Here is a 21,515-nt window from a genome sequence, read left to right as displayed (position 1 = left end):
CTCCCGGCCCGCCTGCCGGCCCTCCCGGCCTGCCCCCGTGCGGCGGCGGACCCGGCGGACGGCCCCTCGGCGGCGGCGAACCCGTGGGCCCGCCCGGACGTGGCGGAGTGGTGACGGACATCCGCTCGTTCTTCCCCTCGTACCTACAGCGATCCCGGCAAGCCGGTCGGCCGGGAACCTGACCCTAGTCGGAGTTGGGAGAAACCCACACCGCCCCATTCCCGTACCGCTATCCTGCGGAACCGTACCGCGACTCCGGGAGCAGTAGGTCGAGAATGCCGTCAACACCGACAACCAAATCGCAAGTTCACGCCTACCAGTTCGTGCTGCGCCGCATGCAGTCCGCGCTGGTCCGGCGTGACTCGGTCATGCTCCACGACCCCATGCGGACCCACGGGCGAGCGACGCTCGTCGGGTTCATCCTGGCGCTGCTCGGTGTCGTCGGCTTCGTGATCTTCGGCCTGATCAGCCCGAAGCCGGCCGTGCCGGACGCGGGCAACATCGTCATCGGCAAGGAGTCCGGCGCGATCTACGTCGTGGCGGGCAGCCCGAAGCGGCTGATCCCGACCTTCAACCTCGCCTCCGCGCGGCTGATTCTCATGTCCCAGCAGGGGCAGAACGGCGGCGCAACGACGGCGGTGGAGCCGTCGGTGGTCCCGGACGACCAGCTCAAGGACATCCCGCGCGGGCGGTTGACGGGCATCGTGGACGGGCCGCAACTGCTGCCGACCACGTCCCAGCGCATCTCCGACGACTGGGCGGTGTGCGACCAGCTGACCATCCGGTCCGACCTGCCCGCGCAGCTGGCGCTGCAGCAGGCCACGAACGCGACGACCGTGCTCGCCGGTGTGTCCAACCCGGGCCGTGAGCTCGCGGACAACGAGGCCGTGCTCGCCGTCGGGGACAACGACAAGCCGTACCTCATCTACCACCTGGAGCGGAACCCGAACCAGCCCAACGCGAACACCGTCCGCGCCGAGCTGGACCCGTCGAAGGCCGGTGTCTACACGGCACTCGGGCTGAACCCGCAGAACGCGCGCCGCATCTCGATCGGCCTGCTGAACGCCATTCCGCAGGTGACGCCGTTCACGCCGCCGGCGATTCCGGGCGCCGGCAACCCGACGCAGTTCAAGGCGTTGCAGGACCTCGCCCTGTCGGTGGGCCAGGTGTTCGCGGTGCCCTCGGCGACGGGTGACATCGCGACGTACGTGATCTTGCAGAACGGCATCCAGCGCGTGTCTCCCGCGGTCGCGGACCTCATCCGGTTCTCCTCCAGCAACGACAACTCGCCGCGGCCGGTCGAGGTCCGTCCCGACCTGATCAGCAGCATCCGGCAGGTCCAGTCCGGCGACACCGACGCGCTGAAGGTCGACACGATGCCGGCCACCATCCCGACCGTGCTGGATCCCACGCAGACGCCGGTGACCTGCCTCGGCTGGAACGTCGTCAACCCCGGCGACCCGGCCACCGAGGACGAGCACACGGCCGTCTACATCGGAACGCAGCTCCCGGTGCCCGCCGGCGCCGAGCCGATCCGGATCGGACAGCCGAGCCCGGACGGCCTCAAGATCGACAGCTTCTACATGCCCCCGGGCCGTGGAGCCGTCATCCGCTCCGCGACGTCGAAGCAGTCGTTCACGACCGGCCCCATCTCACTGGTGACGGACCGCGGCCTGCGCTACGGGGTGCCGAACACCGCCACGGCGAACGCACTGGGCCTGACCGACCCGCGACCCGCCCCGGACGCCATCGTGCGCCTGCTGCCCACCGGCGCGTCCCTGAACGCCCAAGACGCGCAACGCAGCTACGACTCGGTGCCGATCCCCGCCAACGCGGGCAGCTTCCCGAGCCAGCAACAGCAAGCGGGAGCCACCGGCAGCTCCGGCTCCTCCTCACGCAACTGAGTCCACACGCGACAACGGCCCCGCACGCGCCGTGCGGGGCCGTTGTCGTGAGCGCGCTCGGGATGACGGGCGAGCCTTGTCGGCTCGCCTTCTCCAGGGGGTGGCCCGCGCCTGCGCCGCTGCGCGTCAGCGGGCTTCGCGGGTCCGGCGGATTGTCCGCATCACGAACATCACCACCAGGAGCACGACCAGCCCACCACCGGTGCCGGCCAGCGCGACGATCATCGGCGTCCAGTCCTTCGCCCCGTCGTCCGGCAGGCCGGAGGGCAGCTGCTGCGCCGAGTCCGCCGCGACGCCCTCTTCGGACGGCACGATCGCCGTCACGGCGGCGACCGGGTTCACCACGCCGTAGCCGATGAAGTTGTCCCGCCCGCCCTGCGCGCCCGGGTGCTGGGCGGTCACGCGGATGCGGTTCATGATCTGCCGCGCGGTCAGCTGCGGGTACTGCGCCGCCACCAGCGCGGCCACGCCCGCCACGTACGGCGCCGCGAAGCTCGTGCCCTGGATCGGGGTGGCCTTGTCGTTCTCGATCGTCTGGTTCGCCAGCTGGTTCGAACCCTTCGACGGGTCCAGCGAGATGATGTTGGTGCCCGGCGCGGCCACGCTCACCCACGGCCCGTTCACGGAGAACGGCGCCACACCGCCGTTCTCGTCGATCGCCGCGACCGAGAGCACGTCGTCGGAGAACCACGGTGGCGTCACGATCGACCGGGGCCGGTTCGGGTCCGCCTGGTCGTTCTGCGGGCAGGACTCCGACGTGTTGCCCGCGGCCGCGACCACGACGATGTTGTTGTCCACGGCCCAGCGCACCGCGGCCTGGACGGCGCGCTCGCCGTCGGTGATCGAACCGTCGGCGGGCCGGCAGTTGTCCACCGACATGTTGATCACGTCGACGTGCAGGTTCACCGCGCGCACGATCGCCTGCGCAAGCGTTTGCGTGGTGCCCGCGCCGTTGGCGTCGTTCTGCTGGCGGCCCCCGGTCTGCTGACCGCTCGTGGCGCCCCCGGCGTCCGGCTTCTGGTAGTTCTGACTGGACTGCCGGATCGAGACGATCGTGGCGTCCGGCGCCACCCCGGTGAACCCGATCTGGTCGGCCGGTGTCCTGGCGGCGATGATCCCCGCCACCTCGGTGCCGTGGCCGTCGCAGTCGTTGAGGCCGTTGTCACCGGCCACCACGTAGTCGCCGCCGCCCTCGAGGTTGGGCAGGTACGGGTGCCGGGTGACGCCGGTGTCGATCACCGCGACCCGGATCCCGCGCCCCGCCGCCCCGGTCTTTGCGCGGACCAGCTGCTGGGCCTCGTCGACCTGCAGGTACTGCTGGCCCCACGGCTTCTCCCGCAGCACCACCTGCTGCTGCCCGAGGTCGCGCGTCACGCAGGCGTTCTTGGGCTGGTAGTCGAAGCTGTTCCGGCCGCCGTTGTCGCCCGGCAGGTAGGACGAGACGTACGGCGGCGGCACCGCCCAGTACCCGTCCGACCCGGTGCCGCCCGTCTGGGCCTGCGCCGTTCCCGTCGCCAGCACGCCGATCGACGCCGCCAGCAGGACGGTCGCCGTCCGGCCGGGCACACCGAGTGTCCGCATCCGAGATCCCCTCGAGTTCCGCTCAGCCGAACGAGATGTGCCGCAACGTGGCGTAGAGGTCCATGACGGCCAGGGCCAGCGGCAGCACGGTGGCGATGCAGATGGCCTCGAAGATCTCGACGGTGCGGCGCAGCGGCGGCGAGAACCGCTGGTTCGGGAACACCACGCCGACGACCAGCGCGCCGGCGCCGATGACCACCAGCACGGCGAACACCCACAGCAGGCGGCCCATCGGCGACTGGGTGAACAACCAGCCGATCAGGATGCCGGCGCCGGAGACGATCCCGGTGGTCAGCAGTGCGACGGCCTGGCTGCCGTTGGCGTAGGAGCGGGCGCGCAGCAGCAGCACCATCGTCGCGACGGCCGCGGTGAGGATGCCCCACACGCCGGGCGCGGTGGCGGTGATGATCGCGGCGATCGCGGTCGCGCTGCCGCAGCCGATCAGCAGGCCGGTCATGTAGTTGTGGGCGACGGCCGTGCGGCGCTCGATCTCGGTGTAGTCCGGGAACGTGGTGTCCTCTTTGAGCTCCTCGGCGGTGCCGGGGACGTGCGGCAGCGGCAGCTTGGCCAGCCAGATCGTCGCGCGCGGGAGCAGGGAGATCAGCGCCAGCGAGATGGCGGCGGTGCCCGCGGCGATGCCGGCCGCCGGGTGCGCGATCAGGGTCGCGAAGGTGAACGCGAGGACCCCGATCACCCCCGCGGTGGCGGCCGCGATGAACGTCGTGATGCCCGCGCCCATGATCATGATGGCGACCGCGGCGAGGATCACCACGAGACCGCTGGCCAGCAGCAGGTTGGCGCGCACGGTGAGCCCGGGCACGGCGTAGAAGCCGGCGACGAAGGCGAACGGCAGCCCACCCGCGGCCGCGATCACCACGCCGGTCGCCTCGACCTGGTAGGCCTTGGCCAGCGTCGCGCCGACGGCGAGGCACGCGATGGCGGCCACACCCGCGGTCAGGGCGGCGGCCAGCCCGTTGCCGCCGAACAGCGGGCCGCCGAAGAACAGGGCCAGCGCCGCGGTGCACAGAGCCAGCCCGCCGGCGATGTGCCCGATGCGGCGCGCGGTCTCCTTGGTCCACGGCCGGAACGTGTCCGGCTGGGCGTCGGCGATCGCGTCGACGACGTCGTCGTAGAGCGGCGGTGGCGGGTTCTCGTTGCGCTTGCGCAGCTGGAGCAGGTCGCCGTCGACGATGCCGAGCGAGGCGAGCGTGCGGCTCGGGTCGAGCGGGGCGTCGCCGAGCTTGGCCAGCGCCCAGCCGCCGTGGCGGGCGCCGCCGTCGGGCGAGGTCTCCCGCGCCATGTCGAGCAGCATCGGCATCAGGTCCGCCACCGCGACGTCGGCGGGCAGCGCCACGTCGATCCTCGTGCGGGGTGCCACCACCGTCACCCTGCTGAATACCGTCGTGCCCGTTGCCACTTGCCTGCCCCCTACCCGAGAGAATGCTGCGGGCTACTTATACCGAACGACCGTGTCCGAGGCAGCCGCTGCCCGTGAATTCCTGCCCAACGTGCGCTCGCGGATCGTTCCGGACTGTCGGTGGGCGGTCCTAGTATTACTGCACCTGGCTCCGCCACGGGGGTGGTTTCAGGCATTCGGTGCCGGTTGCGCGGTCTCGGCCTCCTGGGGGGTCGTCGTTCGCTACCGTGTGGGCGCTGGAGGAGCAGGCAACATCGAGTTGAAGAGGGGACCCTTCGGTGAGCACGCTGCAGTTCAAGAGGTCACCAAGGCTTGCTGCGCCGCGCCCACCGGGCGGTGAGGTCCACCTCGAACCGCCGCCCGAGGTGCCCCGCACGATCCCGGGCAACGTCGTCCAGAAGATGATGCCGGTGGTCATGATCGTGGCCACCATGGGCATGGTCGTGGTCATGTTCACCACCGGCGGCGCGGCCGCGCGCAGCCCGCTGACCCTGATGTTCCCGTTGATGATGCTCATGTCCATGGGGGGCATGTTCGCCGGCGGGGGTAAGAGCGGTGGGGCCAAGAAGGCCGAGATGAACGAGGACCGCAAGGATTACCTGCGGTATTTGGGGCAGATGCGGGAGCGGGCTCGGGAGGCGATGGCCGAGCAGCGCGCTTCGTTGGAGTGGGTGCATCCGGATCCGCAGGCGTTGTGGTCGTTGGCGGCGAGCCGTCGGATGTGGGAGCGCCGCCAGAACGATCAGGATTTTCTGCATCTGCGGGTGGGGCGTAGTTCGCACCGGCTGGCGACGCGGTTGGTGCCGCCGCAGACCGGGCCGGTGGATGAGCTTGAGCCGATCGCGACGTTGGCGTTGCGCCGGTTCGTGCGGGCGCATTCGATCGTGCCCGACCTGCCCACGCAGATCACGTTGCGCGGGTTCGCGGCGGTGAGCCTGAGTGGTGACAAGACGCTGACGCGGGGTTTGACCAGGGCGATGTTGGCGCAGCTGGTCACGTTCCACAGTTGTGATGATGTGTTGCTCGCGTTCGCCACGACGGGTCGGGCGAAGGCGGAGTGGGAGTGGGCGAAGTGGCTGCCGCATGTGCAGCACCCGGAGCTGGCGGATGGTATCGGCCAGTTGCGGATGATGGCGGGTTCGTTGGCGCAGATCGAGCAGTGGCTGGACGCGGAGCTGCGTGACCGGCCCCGGTTTTCGCGTAACGCGACGCCGTCGCCGGATCAGCCGCACGTCGTGATCGTGCTCGACGACGCGGAGGTGACCCGGGAGGAGCAGATCATCCTGGAGGAGGGTCTGGTCGGTGTCACCCTGATCGACCTGTCGGATTCGCTGGGCAATCTGGCCGCGCGGCGTGGTCTGCGGCTGGTGGTGGAGAAGGAGCGCGTGGGGGCGCGCAGTGGTGGCGGGATCGAGTGGTTCGGCAAGCCGGACACCCTGAGCGTGGTGGAGTGCGAGGCGCTGGCCCGCAAGCTCGCGCCATACCGCGTCGGCAGCGCCGCGCAGGAGGCCAGCGAGGACGAGCCGCTGCTGTCGAATCCGACGTTGCTGGAGTTGCTCGGGATTCCGGGTGATCCGATGACGTTCGACGTGCAGCAGGCGTGGCGGCCGCGGCCGGTGCGGGATCGGTATCGGGTGCCGTTCGGGGTGGGCGAGTTCGGGCAGGCGGTGGAGCTCGACATCAAGGAAGCCGCGATGGAGGGCATGGGCCCGCACGGGTTGTGCATCGGGGCGACCGGTTCGGGGAAGTCGGAGTTCCTGCGCACCCTGGTGCTGGGTCTGCTGGCCACGCATTCGAGCACGACGCTGAACATGATCCTGGTGGACTTCAAGGGTGGTGCGACGTTCCTGGGGTTGGACAAGGCCCCGCACGTGGCCGCCACGATCACCAACCTGGCCGGGGATCTGACGCTGGTCGACCGGATGAAGGACGCCATCGCCGGGGAGGTCGCGCGCCGCCAGGAGGTGCTGGCCAAGGGCAACTACAAGAACGTGTGGGACTACGAGAAGGCCCGGGAGAACGGGGCCGATCTGGATCCGCTGCCGGCGTTGTTCATCTGTATCGACGAGTTTTCCGAGATGTTGACGGCCAAGCCGGACTTCATCGACATCTTCCTGCAGATCGGCCGGGTGGGCCGGTCGTTGCAGATGCACATGCTGTTGGCGTCGCAGCGGTTGGAGGAGGGCAAGCTGCGTGGCCTGGACACGTTCCTGTCCTACCGGATCGGGTTGAAGACGTTTTCCGCGGCGGAATCCCGCGCGGCGATCGGGGTGCCGGACGCGTTCGAGCTGCCCTCGATCCCGGGGTCGGGGTATCTGAAGTACGACACGAACACGATGGTCCGGTTCAAGGCCTCGTATGTGTCCGGCCCCTATCGGCCGGCGGGGATGCAGTCGGCCGGGCCGGTGGCCAATGTGGTGCGCGCGGACAAGCGGCCGCAGTTGTTCGTGCCCGATTTCGTGGAGCTGCCGCCGGAGCCCGAGCCGGAGGGGGAGCCGGTGCGGGTGGAGGCGGCGCCGGCGCCGCGGCCGGAGGAGGGCAGCGAGCCCACCGAGCTGGAGGTGATCGTCGACCGGTTGATCGGTCAGGGCCCGCCGGCGCACGAGGTGTGGCTGCCGCCGTTGGACGAGTCGAACTCGCTGGACACGCTGCTGCCCAACCTCAACCCGACCGAGGACCGGGGTCTGTCGCCGGTGGGGTTTTTCGGCAACGGCAAGCTGCAGGTGCCCCTCGGGATCGTCGACCGGCCCTTCGAGCAGCGGCGGGACCCGTTGTGGGCGGATTTCTCCGGCGCGGCCGGGCACGGGGTGATCGTGGGTGGTCCGCAGTCGGGCAAGTCGACCCTGCTGCGCACGCTGATCATGTCGCTGGCGCTGGCCAACACCCCGGCCGAGGCGCAGTTCTACTGCATCGACCTCGGTGGCGGCACCCTGGCGGGCCTGTCCGACCTGCCCCACGTGGGTGGGGTGGCGGTGGCCCGGCGTGAGCCGGACAAGGCCCGCCGGATCGTGGCCGAGCTCAACGCGCTGGCCAACGAGCGGGAGGGCCTGTTCGGGCAGCTGGGCATCGACTCGATGGCCGAGTTCCGCAACCGCAAGCGCCGCGGCGAGATCACCCCGGAGCAGGACCCGTTCGGGGACGCGTTCCTGATCGTGGACGGCTGGCGGGCCCTGCGCGACGACTTCGAGGAGCTGGAGCCGCAGATCACCGCGCTGGCCCAGCGCGGCCTGGCCTACGGCGTGCACGTGATCATCTCGGCGAACCGGTGGGCCGACATCCGCCCGGCGATCAAGGACATGCTGGGCACCCGGTTCGAGCTGCGCCTGGGCGACCCCAGCGAGTCCGACATCGACCGCCGGGTCGCGGTCAACGTGCCCGAGGGACGCCCGGGCCGCGGGCTGACCCGCGACCGGCTGCACATGCTCATCGGCCTGCCCCGCATCGACGGCTCCAGCGACGCCGGCACCATCGGCGCCGGCGTGGCCGACGCCGTCGCCAAGATCAAAGCCGCCTGGCCGGGCCGCCCCGCCCCGCAGGTGCGGCTGCTGCCCGACCTGGTCTCCTACGACGAGGTGCTGTCCCTCGACAAACAGCGACACACCAAACTCGTGCCCATCGGTCTCAACGAGGACGAGCTGGCCCCGGTCTACCTGGACTTCGACGCCGACCCGCACTTCATCGCCTTCGCCGACGGCGAGTCCGGCAAAACCAACCTGCTGCGCCAGATCACCCGCGGGATCACCGACCGCTACACCGCCAAGGAAGCCGTCATCGTCCTGGTCGACTACCGCCGCACCATGCTCGGCTTCGTCGAGGGCAACCACCTACTCGGCTACGCCGTGTCCGCCAACCAGCTCGAAGGCATGGTGAAAGACATCGTCGGCTCGATGACCAGGCGCCTGCCCGGCCCCGACGTCACCCAGGAACAACTACGCAACCGATCCTGGTGGAAAGGCCCCGAACTGTTCATCGTGGTCGACGACTACGACCTGGTCGCCACCCAAACCACCAACCCCCTCAAACCCCTCTCGGAATTCCTGGCCCAGGCCAAAGACGTCGGCCTGCACATGATCGTCGCCCGCCGCACCGGCGGCGCCGCCCGCGCCGCCTACGACCCCATCATCGGCAAACTCAAAGAAATCGCCGCACCCGGCATCGTCATGAACGGCAGCAAGGACGAAGGCCAACTCCTCGGCAACGTCAAACCCGGCCCCCTACCCCCCGGCCGCGGCACCCTCGTCAGCCGCAAAATCGGCAAACAACTCATGCAGGTCTCGTGGATCCAACCCGAGTGATCGACACGGTCCACTGTGGACGGTTGCGGCCGGTGGGCGCCCGGTGGCCCGTCCACAGTGGCCGGGCTGCCCGCGCCGCGGCGGGTGAGGTGTCCACCGGGGGCGCCTCGTGACCCTGCGCGTCGCCGTGGACTTCGGCACGTCGAGCACCTGTGTGGTGGCCGCGCTCAACGGCAGGCCGTCGCAGGTGGTGGTGGTCGACGGGCAGCCGCTGATGTCCTCGGCCGTCTACGCGGCGCCCGACGGCACCCTGTTCGTCGGTCAGGAGGCCGACCGGCAGGCGGCGATGGACCCGTCCCGGTACGAGCCGAACCCGAAGCGCCGCATCGACGAGGGCGAGCTGCTCCTCGGCGACCGCGTCCTCCGGGTCACCGACGTCGTCCACGCGGTGCTCCAACGCGCTGTGAGCGAGGCGCGGCGGCTGGCGAGCGGAGCGGAGGTCGGGCTGCTGGTGCTGACCCACCCGGCCGACTGGGGCGCCGTGCGCACCCGGCTGCTGCGGCAGGCCGCGGGCGGGCTCGCGCGGGAGGTCACGCTCGTCCCGGAGCCGGTCGCGGCCGCCGTGTTCCACGCCGCCACGTTCGCCCCGGAGGAGATCAACTCCGACCGCACGGTCGAGATCAGCAACCGTCCCGGTGCGACACTGGCGGTGCTGGACCTCGGCGGTGGCACGGTCGACGTGAGCGTGGTGAGCCGGGTTCCCGGCAACCGCGGTGGTTTCCAGGTGCTGGCCACGCGGGGCGACCCGAGTTTCGGCGGTGCGGACGTCGACCAGTTGCTGCTCGAGCACGTCGGCGGCCTGGTCTCGTCGGCGGACCCGGAGGCCTGGCGGCAGCTGGTGGAGGGCCGGGAACTGGCCGACCGGCGCCGTCGCCGCGTGCTGCGCCAGGACGTCCGCGGCGCCAAGGAAACGCTGTCCCGGCACGCCTACACGGACGTGCCGATGCCGCCGCCGTTCGCCGACGCGCACGTGACGCGCGAGGACCTGGAGCGCCTGGTCGCGGCCCCACTCGGCCGCGCGGTCGAGCTCACCTGCGCCGCGATCGAAGAGGCCGGGCTGCGGCCGAAGCAGCTCAGCGCGATCTTCCTGGTGGGCGGGTCGAGCCGGATCCCGATGATCTCGCGACTGGTGCACGAACGCACCGGCGTCGTACCGACCACTTTGGACCAGCCGGAGACGGTCGTCGCGCGGGGTGCGCTGGTCGCCGTCCAGAAGGTGCCCGAACGACCGTCCGCGCCGCCGCCGCGTCAGCTGGCCGAGCAGCGCACCGAGGTCGTCCGCAACCCGAACGCGCCACGCCCGGGCTTCTCGCCGCGGCCGCCCACTCCGCCCGGCGGGTTCAGCGGGCCGGCCGTGCCGCGCCAGGCTCCGCAGGGGGTGCGGCGCCCGCCGCCGGGCCCGCCGCGTCCGCCCCACGGTTCGGCGCCGGTGTCGCCGCCGCGCGGGATTCCCGCGACGCCGGTGCCGCGCCGCCGGAAACCGAAGCTGCCGTGGATCATCGGCGGCGCGGTCGTGCTCGTCGCCGCCGCGGTCGCCGGGGTGCTGGTCGCGTTGAACGCGGGCGGTGACGATCCGCCGCCCGGGAAGGTCATCGCGCAGTACCACTACCAGTTCACCGCGCCGCCGGACTGGACGCAGACGGGCGGCGACGCCGGCCTGCGCGAGACGGTGATCCGGCCGGCGAACGCGCAGGAACAGTTCGACGCGGTGTCGGTGCAGGAGCACCCGCTGAACTACGACGCGTCGGCGGACCGGGACCGGCTGGTGCGGGAGTTGCGCGAGGCGATCGGGAAGGACACCACGCAGTACTCGGGGTTCAACCCGGACGCGAACTACGGCGGCCGCGACGTGATCGTGTACCACCAGGCCCTGCCGGACGCCGGGATCGACTGGTACGCGCTGGCGCAGGGCAACGTCCAGGTGAACGTCGGATGCGTGTACGCGAACGAATCCGCGCGGGAACGGGTGAACGCGGCCTGCACCCAGGTGATCCGGACGTTGAACATCGGCGCCTGAAAAACGGCGGCGCACTCGTCCGGGTGAGCTGTGCATTCACTCTCGCAACTACTTCCGCGCAAAGCGGGACAAGGCGGAACCGGGCATGGCAAGGTCGTCGTCGTAGGTCCGCAAGGCGGTTGGGATCGTTGCGGACGACACCACGAACGAAGGGGGTATCTCCTCATGGCAGGCGGTTTCACCGGGGATCCGGCACAGTTTGCGGACGCGCACTCGAAGGTCACCGAGACCAAGCTGGCGATGGACCAGAACCTGATGCAGCTGGCCAACAACATCGAGGCCACGCAGGCGGGCTGGACCGGTCCGGCGGCGAAGGTCTTCCAGGAGGTCATGGACGCCTTCGGGCAGAAGTCGAAGAAGCTGAACGACGCGCTCGAGCACATCGCCGAAATGCTGAAGTCCTCCGGTGTCCAGTACGAGACGCAGGACCAGGACGTCAACCAGCAGCTGAGCTCGCTCCAGGCCGCGCTCGAAGGCCTGTGATCGCGGCCTGCGCGCCGTCACCCCACTGACTTCCAGACCAGAGAGGACAATCATGTCGGGCCCGATGAAGGTCGATTACGCCACGATCCACCAGGCGGCACAGGACTGCCAGAAGACCGGTGGTGAGCTGGAGAACCTGTTCGAGAAGCTGAAGTCGGACATCGCGCCGCTGACCGACAGCTGGAGCGGTGACGCGAAGGACGCGTGGCACGACCGTCAGGTCGAGTGGAACCAGGCGCTGGAGGACATGAAGGGCCTTCTCGCCCGCATCGCCACCGCGCTGCCGCAGATCGCCGACGGCTACCAGGCGACGGACACCGGCGTCACCCGGATGTTCGGCGGCTGATCACCGCGTCGTGGAGAAGGGCCCCGGTTTCGCGCCGGGGCCCTTTTTCACGTTCGTGCGTCAGCGCGGCATGCCGACTTCGTACTGGGCCTGGTCGTTGAGGACGCGAACCGTGACCTTCTTCGGCTGTCCCGCAACGGTCACCGTGCATTCGAAGGTGGTCCCCGTCTTGACCGGCTGGTCCTCGGGGCATTGCGCGTTCTTGACGTCGCCCTCGCCGAAGTCCTCGCGCAGAACCTGCATGACCCCGTCCTGGACGGCGGCCTGGTCGAGCGTGTCACCCTGGAACGCGCCGAGCAGCCAGGCGCCGAGGCCGGCCCCCACGAGCACGACGACCGCAGCCCCGGCGATGAGGAACGGTTTCTTGGAGCGCTTGGGTTTCTGCTCGGCGAACGCGCCGAACCCGCCATAGCTGGGCTGCCACCGTTGCCCGCCGCCGAACGGAGTGCCCTGCGCCGGGGACGCCCCCTGCTCTGGAAGCGGCCCGCTCGGGGGACCGTGCTGCTGGACTGGACCACCCGGGTAGCCGGGTAGTGGGACCGGTCCGCTTGCGGGGCCAGGGTGGGTGGTTCCGTTGGGCGTTGCTTGGGACGCCGGCCCGCTGGCGGTGCCGGGTTGGGTGAACGGTCCGTGCGGTGTTCCTTGGGGGATGGGTCCGCTGGGGGTGCCGTGCTGCTGACCACCCGGGTAGCCGGGTTGGGCCACCGGTCCGCTCGCGGGGCCAGGGTGGGTGGTTCCGTTGGGCGTGGCTTGGGACGCCGGCCCGCTGGCGGTGCCGGGTTGGGTGAACGGTCCGGCCGGTGTTCCTTGGGGGAAGGGCCCGCTCGTGGGGCCGTGCTGCTGGACTGGACCACCCGGGTAGCCGGGTTGGGCTACCGGTCCGCCTGCGGGGCCCTGTTGTTGGACCGGACCGCTCCACGGCCCCTGAGCCACTGCCGGCGGCGCACCCTGCGCCGGCTGCCAGCCCTGTCCCGGCTGCGCGGGCCCGCCGTGTCCCCGCTGGAGGCCCTGTGCGGGCCCGCCCTGTCCTGGCTGTGCACCGGAGGCAGTCTGGGCGCCCTGCGCGGCCTGTCCCGGGTGGGCGCCCCACGCGGGCTGTTCACCAGAGGCGGGCTGTGCGCCGCCCTGCGGAGGGCTCCACTGCCCCTGCGGCCCGGCCCACTGAGCCTGCTGGGCGGGCTGTCCCCAACCCTGGGGCGCCGCTCCACCCGTCGGCCCACCTGGGAGCTGCCCACCAGTGGCTTGCCCCGGCGCCTGCTGCCCCGCGCCCGGCTGCCCCGGCACGGGCCCGCTGGCCGGCTGCCCCGGCCCGCCCTGCCCGGCCGCCGGCTGTCCGCGGCCGCCCGGCTCCACGTCCGGCTGCCCAGCGCCCGGCTCACCCAGCCCTAGGTGCCCCGGCTGATCGGGCTGCCCCGGACCACCGTGCCCGGCCTCCGGCTGCCCCAGCCCGCCCTGCCCTGCCGCCGGCTGTCCCGGGCCACCAGGCCCCGCATCCGGCTGTCCTGGCCCGCCCTGCCCTGCCGCCGGCTGTCCGGGGCCGCCCGGCCCCACATCCGGCTGCCCAGCACCCGGTTCACCTCGCCCCGGCTGTCCCGGGCCTACACCCGGCTGCCCCGGCACGGGCCCGCTGGCCGGCTGCCCCGGGCCGACCCCCGGCTGCCCCGGACCGCCCTGCCCGGCCCCCGGCTGTCCCGGGCCACCCGGCCCCGCACCCGGCTGCCCGGGCCCGGCATCACCGCGCGGCGCCCACTGCCCGCCACCCGGCTCGTTCGGTTCACCCCACCCGGGCTGGTTCACCGCGGCTCACCTGCCCTGGATCTCGCCCATGCGGGCGTAGAAGTCGTTCACCGCGGCGCTGTCCGCGAGCACCGTCACCTGCGACGGGTCCGGCAGCTTGGGCAGGTCGTTCTCGCTGGGGGTGCCGTCCAGCCGGTAGTGGATGTCGACCTCCAGTTCGTGCCCGTTGCCGGTGATCTTGCCCTGCATCTGGATCTCGCTGAGCTTGCCCTGCGGGTCCAGCGCGACGCGCGTGCGGAAGGTCTGGGCCTTCATGTCCGCGGTGAACTGCTGCTGGATCGAGTCCGGGAAGGTCACCACGGCGGCGTCGATGAAGTTCGCCAGGCTCACGTTCGCGATCAGTTCCAGGCTCCCGTCGGCCTTGCGGTTCGCGCTCATGGCGTGCCCGGCGGCGACGGCGTCCTGCGTGGCGTCGAGGAGCTTGCACATGCCCTGCGCACCCTCCCAGTAGCACTCGTTGTACTGCCCGGAGGTCCAGGGCGTCTGGACCCACGGCGTCGGCGCGAGGCTCGCGTACACGGGACCCAGCCGCAGGTACTCGTACGGGCTGTCGGCCGGGTGGTAGACGTCGAGGTACTCGTTCGGGTCCAGGTTGGAGTGGTTGCGGCTCAGCCGCGCGGGCGGGTGCCCGAGCTGCACCGAGCTGATCGTCTGGTTGATGCGCTTCTCGTCGAACCGCACGATCGTGTCGAGCCTGGTCTTGCGCGTGTCGTTCGCGTAGAGGGTGTCGGACAGCGCGTCCAGCGTGTTGTCGAACTTCGCGCTCACGTACGCGGCGGCGTCCTCGCCGTTCGGGACGGGCGTCCCGGCGCGGGCGCTGCCGCACGCGGTGAGGGTCGCGGCGAGCAATCCGGCAGTGGCGAGCACCGCGGTCAACCTCGGTAAGCTGGATCTCGTACGCGCGGACACGCCGGTGGCCCCCTCCAGGCGGATTGCCGTGTTGTCGACTGCGCGTAACCCTAGTATGTAAGCCGGGGACACCCCGCCTTCAAGGTCGCCGAACCCGGCGGGTATCTTCATATGTCGTTGTGCGTGCAGCAAGCGTCCGCGCTGGGTACGCACTCGACCCCAAACGCACCGTTGACCACGAGGTAGACCCTTGCCCACGTACAGCCCTAAGCCTGGCGATGTCACCCGTGCCTGGCATGTGATCGATGCCGAGGATGTCGTGCTCGGCCGGCTCGCGACCGAGGTCGCCACGCTGCTGCGCGGCAAGCACAAGCCCACGTATGCACCTCACGTGGACACCGGTGACTTCGTCATCATCGTCAACGCCGAGAAGGTCCGTCTGACCGGCAACAAGCGCGACCAGAAGTTCGCGTACCGGCACAGCGGTTACCCCGGCGGTCTGCGCAAGCGCTCGTTCGGCGAACTGCTCGACACCCGGCCCGACCGGCTGCTGGAGAAGGTCGTCAAGGGCATGCTGCCGAAGAACAAGCTCGGCCGCGCCCAGGCCAAGAAGCTGAAGGTCTACGCCGGCCCGCAGCACCCGCACGCCGCGCAGCAGCCGCAGCCGTTCCAGATCACCAAGATCGCGCAGGTCGCCCAGTGAGTGAGGAAGTGTCTGTGACCAGCACCGAGACCGAGGCCCCCGAGGCCACCGAGGCGGTCGTGACCAGCGAGACGCCGGCCGCGCCGCGGCCGTCGCGCGCTGCCGGTGGCTCCGCCCAGACCGTCGGTCGCCGCAAGGAGGCCGTCGTCCGCGTGCGGCTCGTCCCCGGCACCGGCCAGTTCAAGCTCAACGGCCGCAGCCTCGAGGAGTACTTCCCGAACAAGGTGCACCAGCAGCTCATCCGTGAGCCCCTGGTCACCGTCGAGAAGCCGGACTCGTTCGACGTCTTCGGCAACCTCACCGGTGGCGGCATCTCGGGCCAGGCGGGCGCGCTGCGCCTGGCGATCGCCCGCGCCCTGGTCGAGGTCGACGCCGACGACCGGCCCGCGCTGAAGAAGGCCGGGTTCCTGACCCGCGACGCGCGTGCCACCGAGCGCAAGAAGTACGGCCTCAAGAAGGCCCGCAAGGCCCCGCAGTACAGCAAGCGCTGACCTGCGCCAGTTCGACGCGAAGGCGCCCATCCGGTACCGGGTGGGCGCCTTTTCGTTGCCGGTTCAAGTGACATCCCGGCCGGATCTGTCACGTGCGGAATGCGCGTTCGTGCAGCGGAAAGCACCCCTCCGGCGATGTCCATGGGGAGCGTTACCGTCGAACGGGAGGACGCTAGGTTGTCCGGGTTGCACGGCTCGAGGAGAGGATGAGATGGCTCGCCTTTTCGGCACCGACGGGGTACGGGGTCTGGCCAATGCGGAGCTGACGCCGGAGCTGGCGTTGTCCGTCGCGGCCAGCGCGGCCCGCGTGCTCGCCGCGCACGACCGCTCGCACCGCCCGGTGGCGGTCGTCGGGCGTGACCCCCGCGCGAGCGGCGAGATGCTGGAGGCGGCGGTGGTGGCCGGTCTCGCGTCCGCCGGCGCGGACGTCCTGCGCGTCGGGGTGCAGCCCACTCCCGCCGTCGCGCACCTGGTCGGCGCGCTCGAGGCGGACCTGGGCGTGATGATCTCGGCGTCGCACAACCCCATGCCGGACAACGGCATCAAGCTCTTCGCCTCCGGTGGGCACAAGCTGCCGGACGGCATCGAGGACGAGATCGAGGCCGGCCTGACCGGCGACGGCCCCCGCCCGACCGGGGCGGCGATCGGCCGCGTCAGCGACGTCGACGACGCGCTCGACCGCTACACGAACCACCTGCTCGCGGCGACCCCGCACCCGTTGACCGGCCTGCGGATCGTCGTCGACTGCGCCAACGGGGCGGCCTCGTTCGCCGCGCCGGAGGTCTACCGCAAGGCCGGCGCCGAGGTCATCGCGATGCACTCCGAGCCGGACGGCATCAACATCAACGACGGCTGCGGTTCCACGCACCCCGAGAAGCTGCAGGCGATGGTGGTCGAGCACGGCGCCGACCTGGGCATCGCGCACGACGGCGACGCGGACCGCTGCCTGGCCGTGGACGCCTCGGGTGAGCTGGTGGACGGCGACCAGATCATGGCGATCCTGGCGCTGGCGATGGCCGAGGCCGGTGAGCTGACGCACGACACCCTGGTCGCGACCGTGATGAGCAACCTGGGCCTGCACCTGGCGATGCGGGACCACCAGGTCAAGCTGCGCACCACGGCCGTCGGCGACCGGTACGTCCTGGAGGAGCTGCGCGCCGGCGGCTACGCGCTGGGCGGCGAGCAGTCGGGTCACGTGGTGTTCCCGGCGCTGGCCACCACCGGCGACGGCCTGCTCACCGCGCTGCGGGTGATGAGCCGCGTCGCGTCCACCGGCAAGCCGCTGGCCGAGCTGGCCGGGGTCATGCGCAAGCTGCCGCAGGTGCTGGTGAACGTGCGGGTCACGGACAAGGCGACGGTCGCCGGATCCGAGGTCGTGCGCGAAGCGGTCGAGGCCGTGGAGGCCGAGCTGGGCGACGAGGGCCGCGTCCTGCTGCGCCCGTCGGGCACCGAGCAGCTGGTGCGGGTGATGGTGGAGGCGCCGGCGCAGGACACCGCCCAGGCCGCCGCGGACCGCCTCGCGGGTGTCGTGTCGTCGGTCTGCTGAACCGACTGCGGATTGTCGTACCCGGTGGGTACATTCTGTGCTGACGACGACACGGAGTGAGGGGGAGCCGTCGTGGCCGGGTACCAGGTCGATCCACAGCAGCTGAACGCCGCCGCGGGCACGGTCCGCGACGAGCCCGGCTCACAGCTGAAATACACGCTGCCGAACCTCAGGGACGTGCAGATCAAGGCCGAGGACTTCGGCCGCAAGCACCACGAGTCGTTCGAGGGCTACCGCGCCGGGATGCAGCGGCTGGTGGCCTGTGTGGACAGTTACGTGCGGGCCTCCGGTGTCTACGCCGACAACCTGACGGGTGCGGGCAAGTCCTACGCCACGGCCGACGACCAGACCCAGCGCGACGTGCGGACGGCGGCGAGCTGATGGCGCAGCGGCTTCCCACGATCCAGGAGGTCCAGCAGCTCGTCGACGACCCGAAGATCGACGACGACACCAAGCGCACGCTGCTGACCCGCTACTTCGACGCGATCGACAACGTCGACCCGGTGGTCTACGGCTTCACCAACGACAACCAGAAGAAGCAGCTCCTGGAGCAGTACCAGGACCGTTTCGGTTTCGACGCCACGGATCTGCGCGACGGCCCGTACGCCTACGACGCGTATTCGAAGGCGCAGGGGCAGCACGACGCGAACCTGGATGCTGCGCGCGAGGCCGAAAAGCGCGCGGTCGGCGACGGGAAGGCGCGTCTCGACGGGTTGACCGGCAAGGCCTCGGACATCGCCGCGGGTGCCGGGAACTCGAACGAGATCCTCGACACCGCGGTCGCCGGCCTGGACACGTTCCGCAACTGGCTGCCGGTCTACCGCAAGGCGCGCGCGATCGTGGCGCCGGGCCTGCCGGATTTCGGGTTGCAGCAGGACATCCTCGACCGGTACGACGAGCAGCGCGACATCCCGTTCGACAAGTTCGCCGCCGGGGTGAACGAGATCGTGCAGGTCCGGGAGTCGGTCGCGGACGCGTCGCCGACGCAGAACCAGGCGATGCAGAACCTGTTCGGCCAGTGGGAGGGCGACGGGAAGAACGCGGCTTCGGCGTCCTGGGCGAAGTTCGGCGACGGGGTGAAGACGGTCGAGCAGACGCTCGAGCACGCGGCGGACGTGATCAACCGGACCATCGCCGCGATCGCCGCCTCGTGCCGCGAAAAGGCGTCGTGGGTGCTGCGGTTCTCGTTCCAGGTGTGGCCGCAGAACGGTGGGCTGACGGCGCAGGAGATGGATCGCCTCGCGCGGATCGCCGAACTGGGCCGCAATGCCAGCGCGGACGACTTCAAGCACCTCCTCGGTTACCTGCTGGCGACGCGGTCGCCGCTGGCCGGGCAGCTGATGGCCGGCGAGAGCTTCGGCATGTCGGACGAGCTGCTCGACGCCGTGCAGGCGTGGGCGAAGCAGCAGCTGACTGATTTCTGCACCTGGTTTTCCCGGTTCGTCGGGGACTTCCAGACGATGTGCGAGAACACCCGTGTCGCCGTGGCGAGCCAGTGGTCGGCGCTGAACACGGAGCTGCAGAAGGTGCCGGACAACCCGTTCGCGGCGGTAGGTGAGGCTGCCGCTGCGCCGCCGGCCAGGACGGCCGCGCGCGGTGGTTCCGGCGGCTCTGGGAGCTCTGGGGGCTCGGGCGGTTCGGGCGGCGGCGCCGGTGGTGGTCCGGCCGGCTCCGGCGGAGGTGCGGGCGCCGTGCCCCCGGCCGCTCCGGCTGTTGTGCCGCCGGCCCCCGCCGGCCCGGCGGCCGCTCCTCCCGTTGTCCCACCGGAGCCCGGCGAGCGCGACACGCTGACGGTCCAGCGGGGCGACAGCAGGATCGAGATGTCCGAGCCGGACCGGAACGGGCGCATGGGCATCACGATCGACACCGGTCCGGGAGAGGCGAAGGACTACCAGCTCAACTGGGGTGCGGCCGATCCGTCGCAGCCCTCCGCGTACACCCCCGGCGCCGACGGGAAGATCCACATCGACGACGGTGGCCTCCGCATCACCGCGGAACGCCCCGAGGGCCCGGCTGGCGCGACAGTGGTCACCATCGACGACGGCACCGGCACCCCGACGACCTACACCCTCGGCGAGGAGCCCCTGGCCAGCACACCGATGCCGCCAGCGGGTCCCGGAGCGGTGAACCCCCTGGCCTCGAACGGCGGAGCGCTGTCCCCGGGGCAGGGCGGCAGCACCGGCGTGACTGGCTCGGCCCACTCCGCCGGACTCACCACGGACGGCACGTCGGGCGGTCCCGCCGGCCTCACCGAGGCGGGGACGGCGCAGGGCGTGACCGGTGGTCCAGTGGGGAGTGCGCAGTCCGTCGGGTTGGCCGGCGATGCCGGACTGGTGCAGCCCGGCGGCACTGATGTGGGGACGGCGCAGGGCGTTGCCGGTGGTCCGGTGGCGGGTGCGCAGTCCGCGGGGTTGGCCGGCGATGCCGGAGTGGCTCAGGCCGGCGGCATTGACGTGGGGACGGCGCAGGGCGTTGCCGGTGGTCCGGTGGCGGGTGCGCAGTCCGCGGGGTTGGCCGGCGATGCCGGAGTGGCTCAGGCCGGCGGCATTGACGTGGGGACGCCGCACGGCGTTACCGGTGGTCCAGTGGGGAGTGGCCAGTCCGTCGGGTTGGCCGGCGATGCCGGAGTGGCTCAGGCCGGCGGCATTGATGGGGGGACGGCGCAGGGCGTTACCGGTGGTCCGGTGGGGAGTGGCCAGTCCGTCGGGTTGGCCGGCGATGCCGGAGTAGCCCAGCCTGGCCTCCCGGCCGAATCGGGCACCACCGTCCCGGCTCATGCCGTCGGCGGTGTCGCGGACGGGCTCGCTCCAGCGGCGGCCGTCAGCGGCTCGCTCGGCGACCCCCGCGCACTCGACCAGCCGGTGCCCGCGGCAGCGGGGGCGACGTTGGGCACCGCGCCCGGGCTCGATCCGGCCGGGAGCGGGGTGGCCGGTGACGACGGCGGGATGAGCATGATGCCCCCGATGGGTGGCGGCGCTGCGCAGGGCGGTGACGATCCGGAACGGACGTCGCGTGCCTACCGCGTGGACGGCGACATCTTCGAGACGGCGGGCTCGGTAGGCCGGATCAGCGGTTCCCTGGACGACGAGGAGTCCGGCCGGTGAACGAGTTCCAGGTGAAGCTGGACGCGATCGCCGCCGAGCGAGCCGCTCGCAACGACCTGGTCAGCCGGCGCGTCGAGACGAGTCTCGCGGAGAGCCGCGCCCGGGCCGACGCGCTGCGCCAGACGGCCGGCGCCGAGCTGCAGGACCTCCACGAGCGGGCGAGCCGCACGACGGCCGCGGGCTGGGAACGCCCGGACAAACCGGACCCCAACGAGTCGCTCGGCCTGGCGTTCGAGGACCCGGAGCTGGCGACCGAACCGACCAACCGGCACCCCGCGCCCACCCCCGCCCGCCGCGGCCGCCACGCCCGAAGCGACGACCCCGAGGACGACGACTACTCGGCCAAGGACTGGCTCGCCTGACGCCGCGAAACCCGCCCACAGGTCAACCGCTGCGGGCCGGCCCCACGACCTGACCAGCTCCCGAGTCGGGCGGCTGCCGGGGCTGCTGTGGTTGGTTGGCTTGCCCGGTCGCCGTGTGGGGTATCGGCATGCCGCGCCGCCCTGGGGCGGCCCCGCCCAGTCGCCGCGTGGGTCTCGGCATGCCGGGGCGCCCTGGGAGGCGGGTCCTGCGGCAAGGACTCGCTCCTGAGTCGGGCGGCTCCGGGGTGGGGTGGTTGGTTGGCTTGCCCGGTCGCAGTGTGCGGCTTCGGCATGCCGCGCCGTCCTGGGGGCGGCCCCGCGGCATGAACCGTTTCCCAGTCGAGTGGCTGCCACACGTGGGGTTGGGGATTGGCCGGCCTGTCCCGGGCATGAGGCGCCCCGCCGCACGGCCGGCCAAGCCGTCGCGGCGGGGAGCAGAACTTGGCGTCAGCAGCAGCGCGACGCCCTGCGCCCACCGGACGGGAGGCTTTGCCCAGGCTCGCGCTATGTCAGCGGGCACGGCGCCATGAACGATCCGCCCGCCGAGCGGCCCGGCCCTACGGGCACCGTGACGGTGTTGGAGGACGGGGCGGCATCAGGTGCTCGGGCGACGGCTGCAG

Annotated in this window: 17 protein-coding genes; 12 read left to right on the top strand and 5 right to left on the bottom strand. The window is 71.3% G+C overall.

Annotation, left to right across the window (positions count from 1 at the left end; genetic code table 11):
- Positions 1 to 275: 275 nt before the first annotated feature.
- On the top strand, positions 276 to 1,904 hold the full coding sequence (eccB, locus tag FB470_RS07605) for a type VII secretion protein EccB (protein ID WP_306989836.1): 1,629 nt from the start codon (positions 276 to 278) through the stop codon (positions 1,902 to 1,904).
- 126 nt (positions 1,905 to 2,030) lie between these two features.
- Here eccB and mycP read toward each other — a convergent pair whose 3' ends face one another.
- Together mycP and eccD are read right to left on the bottom strand one after the other, a co-directional pair.
- Positions 2,031 to 3,485 carry a type VII secretion-associated serine protease mycosin gene (gene mycP, locus FB470_RS07600; RefSeq protein WP_306989834.1) on the bottom strand — a complete coding sequence of 485 codons (1,455 nt, stop codon included), beginning with the start codon at positions 3,483 to 3,485 and terminating at the stop codon, positions 2,031 to 2,033.
- Between the two features lie 22 nt (positions 3,486 to 3,507).
- Positions 3,508 to 4,872 (bottom strand): type VII secretion integral membrane protein EccD, encoded by a 1,365-nt coding sequence (gene eccD / locus FB470_RS07595; RefSeq protein WP_306989832.1) that lies wholly within the window; start codon positions 4,870 to 4,872, stop codon positions 3,508 to 3,510.
- A 308-nt stretch (positions 4,873 to 5,180) separates the two neighbouring features.
- On the opposite strand from eccD, the gene eccCa reads away from it, so the two are divergent.
- The 4 genes from eccCa (at position 5,181) to FB470_RS07575 (ending at position 12,043) form a co-directional block, all read left to right on the top strand.
- Positions 5,181 to 9,197 carry a type VII secretion protein EccCa gene (gene eccCa, locus FB470_RS07590; protein ID WP_306989831.1) on the top strand — a complete coding sequence of 1,339 codons (4,017 nt, stop codon included), beginning with the start codon at positions 5,181 to 5,183 and terminating at the stop codon, positions 9,195 to 9,197.
- Between the two features lie 109 nt (positions 9,198 to 9,306).
- The gene (locus tag FB470_RS07585) at positions 9,307 to 11,214 is read left to right on the top strand and encodes a type VII secretion-associated protein (protein WP_306989829.1); all 1,908 of its coding nucleotides are present in this window, start codon (positions 9,307 to 9,309) and stop codon (positions 11,212 to 11,214) included.
- A 165-nt stretch (positions 11,215 to 11,379) separates the two neighbouring features.
- The gene (locus tag FB470_RS07580) at positions 11,380 to 11,697 is read left to right on the top strand and encodes a WXG100 family type VII secretion target (protein WP_306989828.1); all 318 of its coding nucleotides are present in this window, start codon (positions 11,380 to 11,382) and stop codon (positions 11,695 to 11,697) included.
- Between the two features lie 52 nt (positions 11,698 to 11,749).
- On the top strand, positions 11,750 to 12,043 hold the full coding sequence (locus tag FB470_RS07575; protein WP_306989827.1) for a WXG100 family type VII secretion target: 294 nt from the start codon (positions 11,750 to 11,752) through the stop codon (positions 12,041 to 12,043).
- A gap of 60 nt (positions 12,044 to 12,103) precedes the next feature.
- Here FB470_RS07575 and FB470_RS07570 read toward each other — a convergent pair whose 3' ends face one another.
- On the bottom strand, positions 12,104 to 12,373 hold the full coding sequence (locus FB470_RS07570) for a DUF4333 domain-containing protein (RefSeq protein WP_306989826.1): 270 nt from the start codon (positions 12,371 to 12,373) through the stop codon (positions 12,104 to 12,106).
- Positions 12,374 to 13,033: 660 nt separating this feature from the next.
- Between FB470_RS07570 and FB470_RS07565 the strand changes: the two genes are divergently transcribed.
- Positions 13,034 to 13,432 (top strand): hypothetical protein, encoded by a 399-nt coding sequence (locus tag FB470_RS07565; protein WP_306989825.1) that lies wholly within the window; start codon positions 13,034 to 13,036, stop codon positions 13,430 to 13,432.
- Here FB470_RS07565 and FB470_RS07560 read toward each other — a convergent pair.
- Together FB470_RS07560 and FB470_RS07555 are read right to left on the bottom strand one after the other, a co-directional pair.
- Positions 13,429 to 13,620: a hypothetical protein gene (locus tag FB470_RS07560; protein WP_306989824.1), complete on the bottom strand. Its 192-nt coding sequence runs from the start codon at positions 13,618 to 13,620 to the stop codon at positions 13,429 to 13,431. The two genes, FB470_RS07565 and FB470_RS07560, sit on opposite strands and share 4 nt — an antisense overlap.
- A 226-nt stretch (positions 13,621 to 13,846) precedes the next feature.
- A complete protein-coding gene (locus FB470_RS07555; protein WP_306989823.1) occupies positions 13,847 to 14,707 on the bottom strand; it encodes a hypothetical protein in 861 nt (286 codons plus the stop codon).
- A 232-nt stretch (positions 14,708 to 14,939) separates the two neighbouring features.
- Here FB470_RS07555 and rplM point away from each other — a divergent pair, with 232 nt between their 5' ends.
- From rplM to FB470_RS07525, 6 genes are all read left to right on the top strand, one after another.
- Positions 14,940 to 15,392 (top strand): 50S ribosomal protein L13, encoded by a 453-nt coding sequence (rplM, locus tag FB470_RS07550; protein WP_306989822.1) that lies wholly within the window; start codon positions 14,940 to 14,942, stop codon positions 15,390 to 15,392.
- Positions 15,393 to 15,406: 14 nt separating this feature from the next.
- The gene (gene rpsI / locus FB470_RS07545) at positions 15,407 to 15,883 is read left to right on the top strand and encodes a 30S ribosomal protein S9 (protein ID WP_306989820.1); all 477 of its coding nucleotides are present in this window, start codon (positions 15,407 to 15,409) and stop codon (positions 15,881 to 15,883) included.
- Between the two features lie 211 nt (positions 15,884 to 16,094).
- Positions 16,095 to 17,429: a phosphoglucosamine mutase gene (gene glmM / locus FB470_RS07540; RefSeq protein ID WP_306989818.1), complete on the top strand. Its 1,335-nt coding sequence runs from the start codon at positions 16,095 to 16,097 to the stop codon at positions 17,427 to 17,429.
- 72 nt (positions 17,430 to 17,501) lie between these two features.
- On the top strand, positions 17,502 to 17,810 hold the full coding sequence (locus tag FB470_RS07535; protein WP_306989816.1) for a hypothetical protein: 309 nt from the start codon (positions 17,502 to 17,504) through the stop codon (positions 17,808 to 17,810).
- Positions 17,810 to 20,533 (top strand): collagen-like domain-containing protein, encoded by a 2,724-nt coding sequence (locus FB470_RS07530; RefSeq protein ID WP_306989815.1) that lies wholly within the window; start codon positions 17,810 to 17,812, stop codon positions 20,531 to 20,533. The genes FB470_RS07535 and FB470_RS07530 overlap by 1 nt, the downstream gene beginning before the upstream one ends.
- Entirely contained in the window at positions 20,530 to 20,895 is a 366-nt protein-coding gene (locus FB470_RS07525; RefSeq protein ID WP_306989813.1) for a hypothetical protein, read from the top strand. The genes FB470_RS07530 and FB470_RS07525 overlap by 4 nt, the downstream gene beginning before the upstream one ends.
- The last annotated feature ends 620 nt before the right edge of the window (positions 20,896 to 21,515 follow it).

The sequence above is a fragment of the Amycolatopsis thermophila genome, from assembly GCF_030814215.1.
Taxonomy (GTDB): domain Bacteria; phylum Actinomycetota; class Actinomycetes; order Mycobacteriales; family Pseudonocardiaceae; genus Amycolatopsis_E; species Amycolatopsis_E thermophila.
The sequence above is the reverse complement of the archived record's forward strand: the minus strand, read 5'-3'. Positions and strand labels throughout refer to the sequence as shown.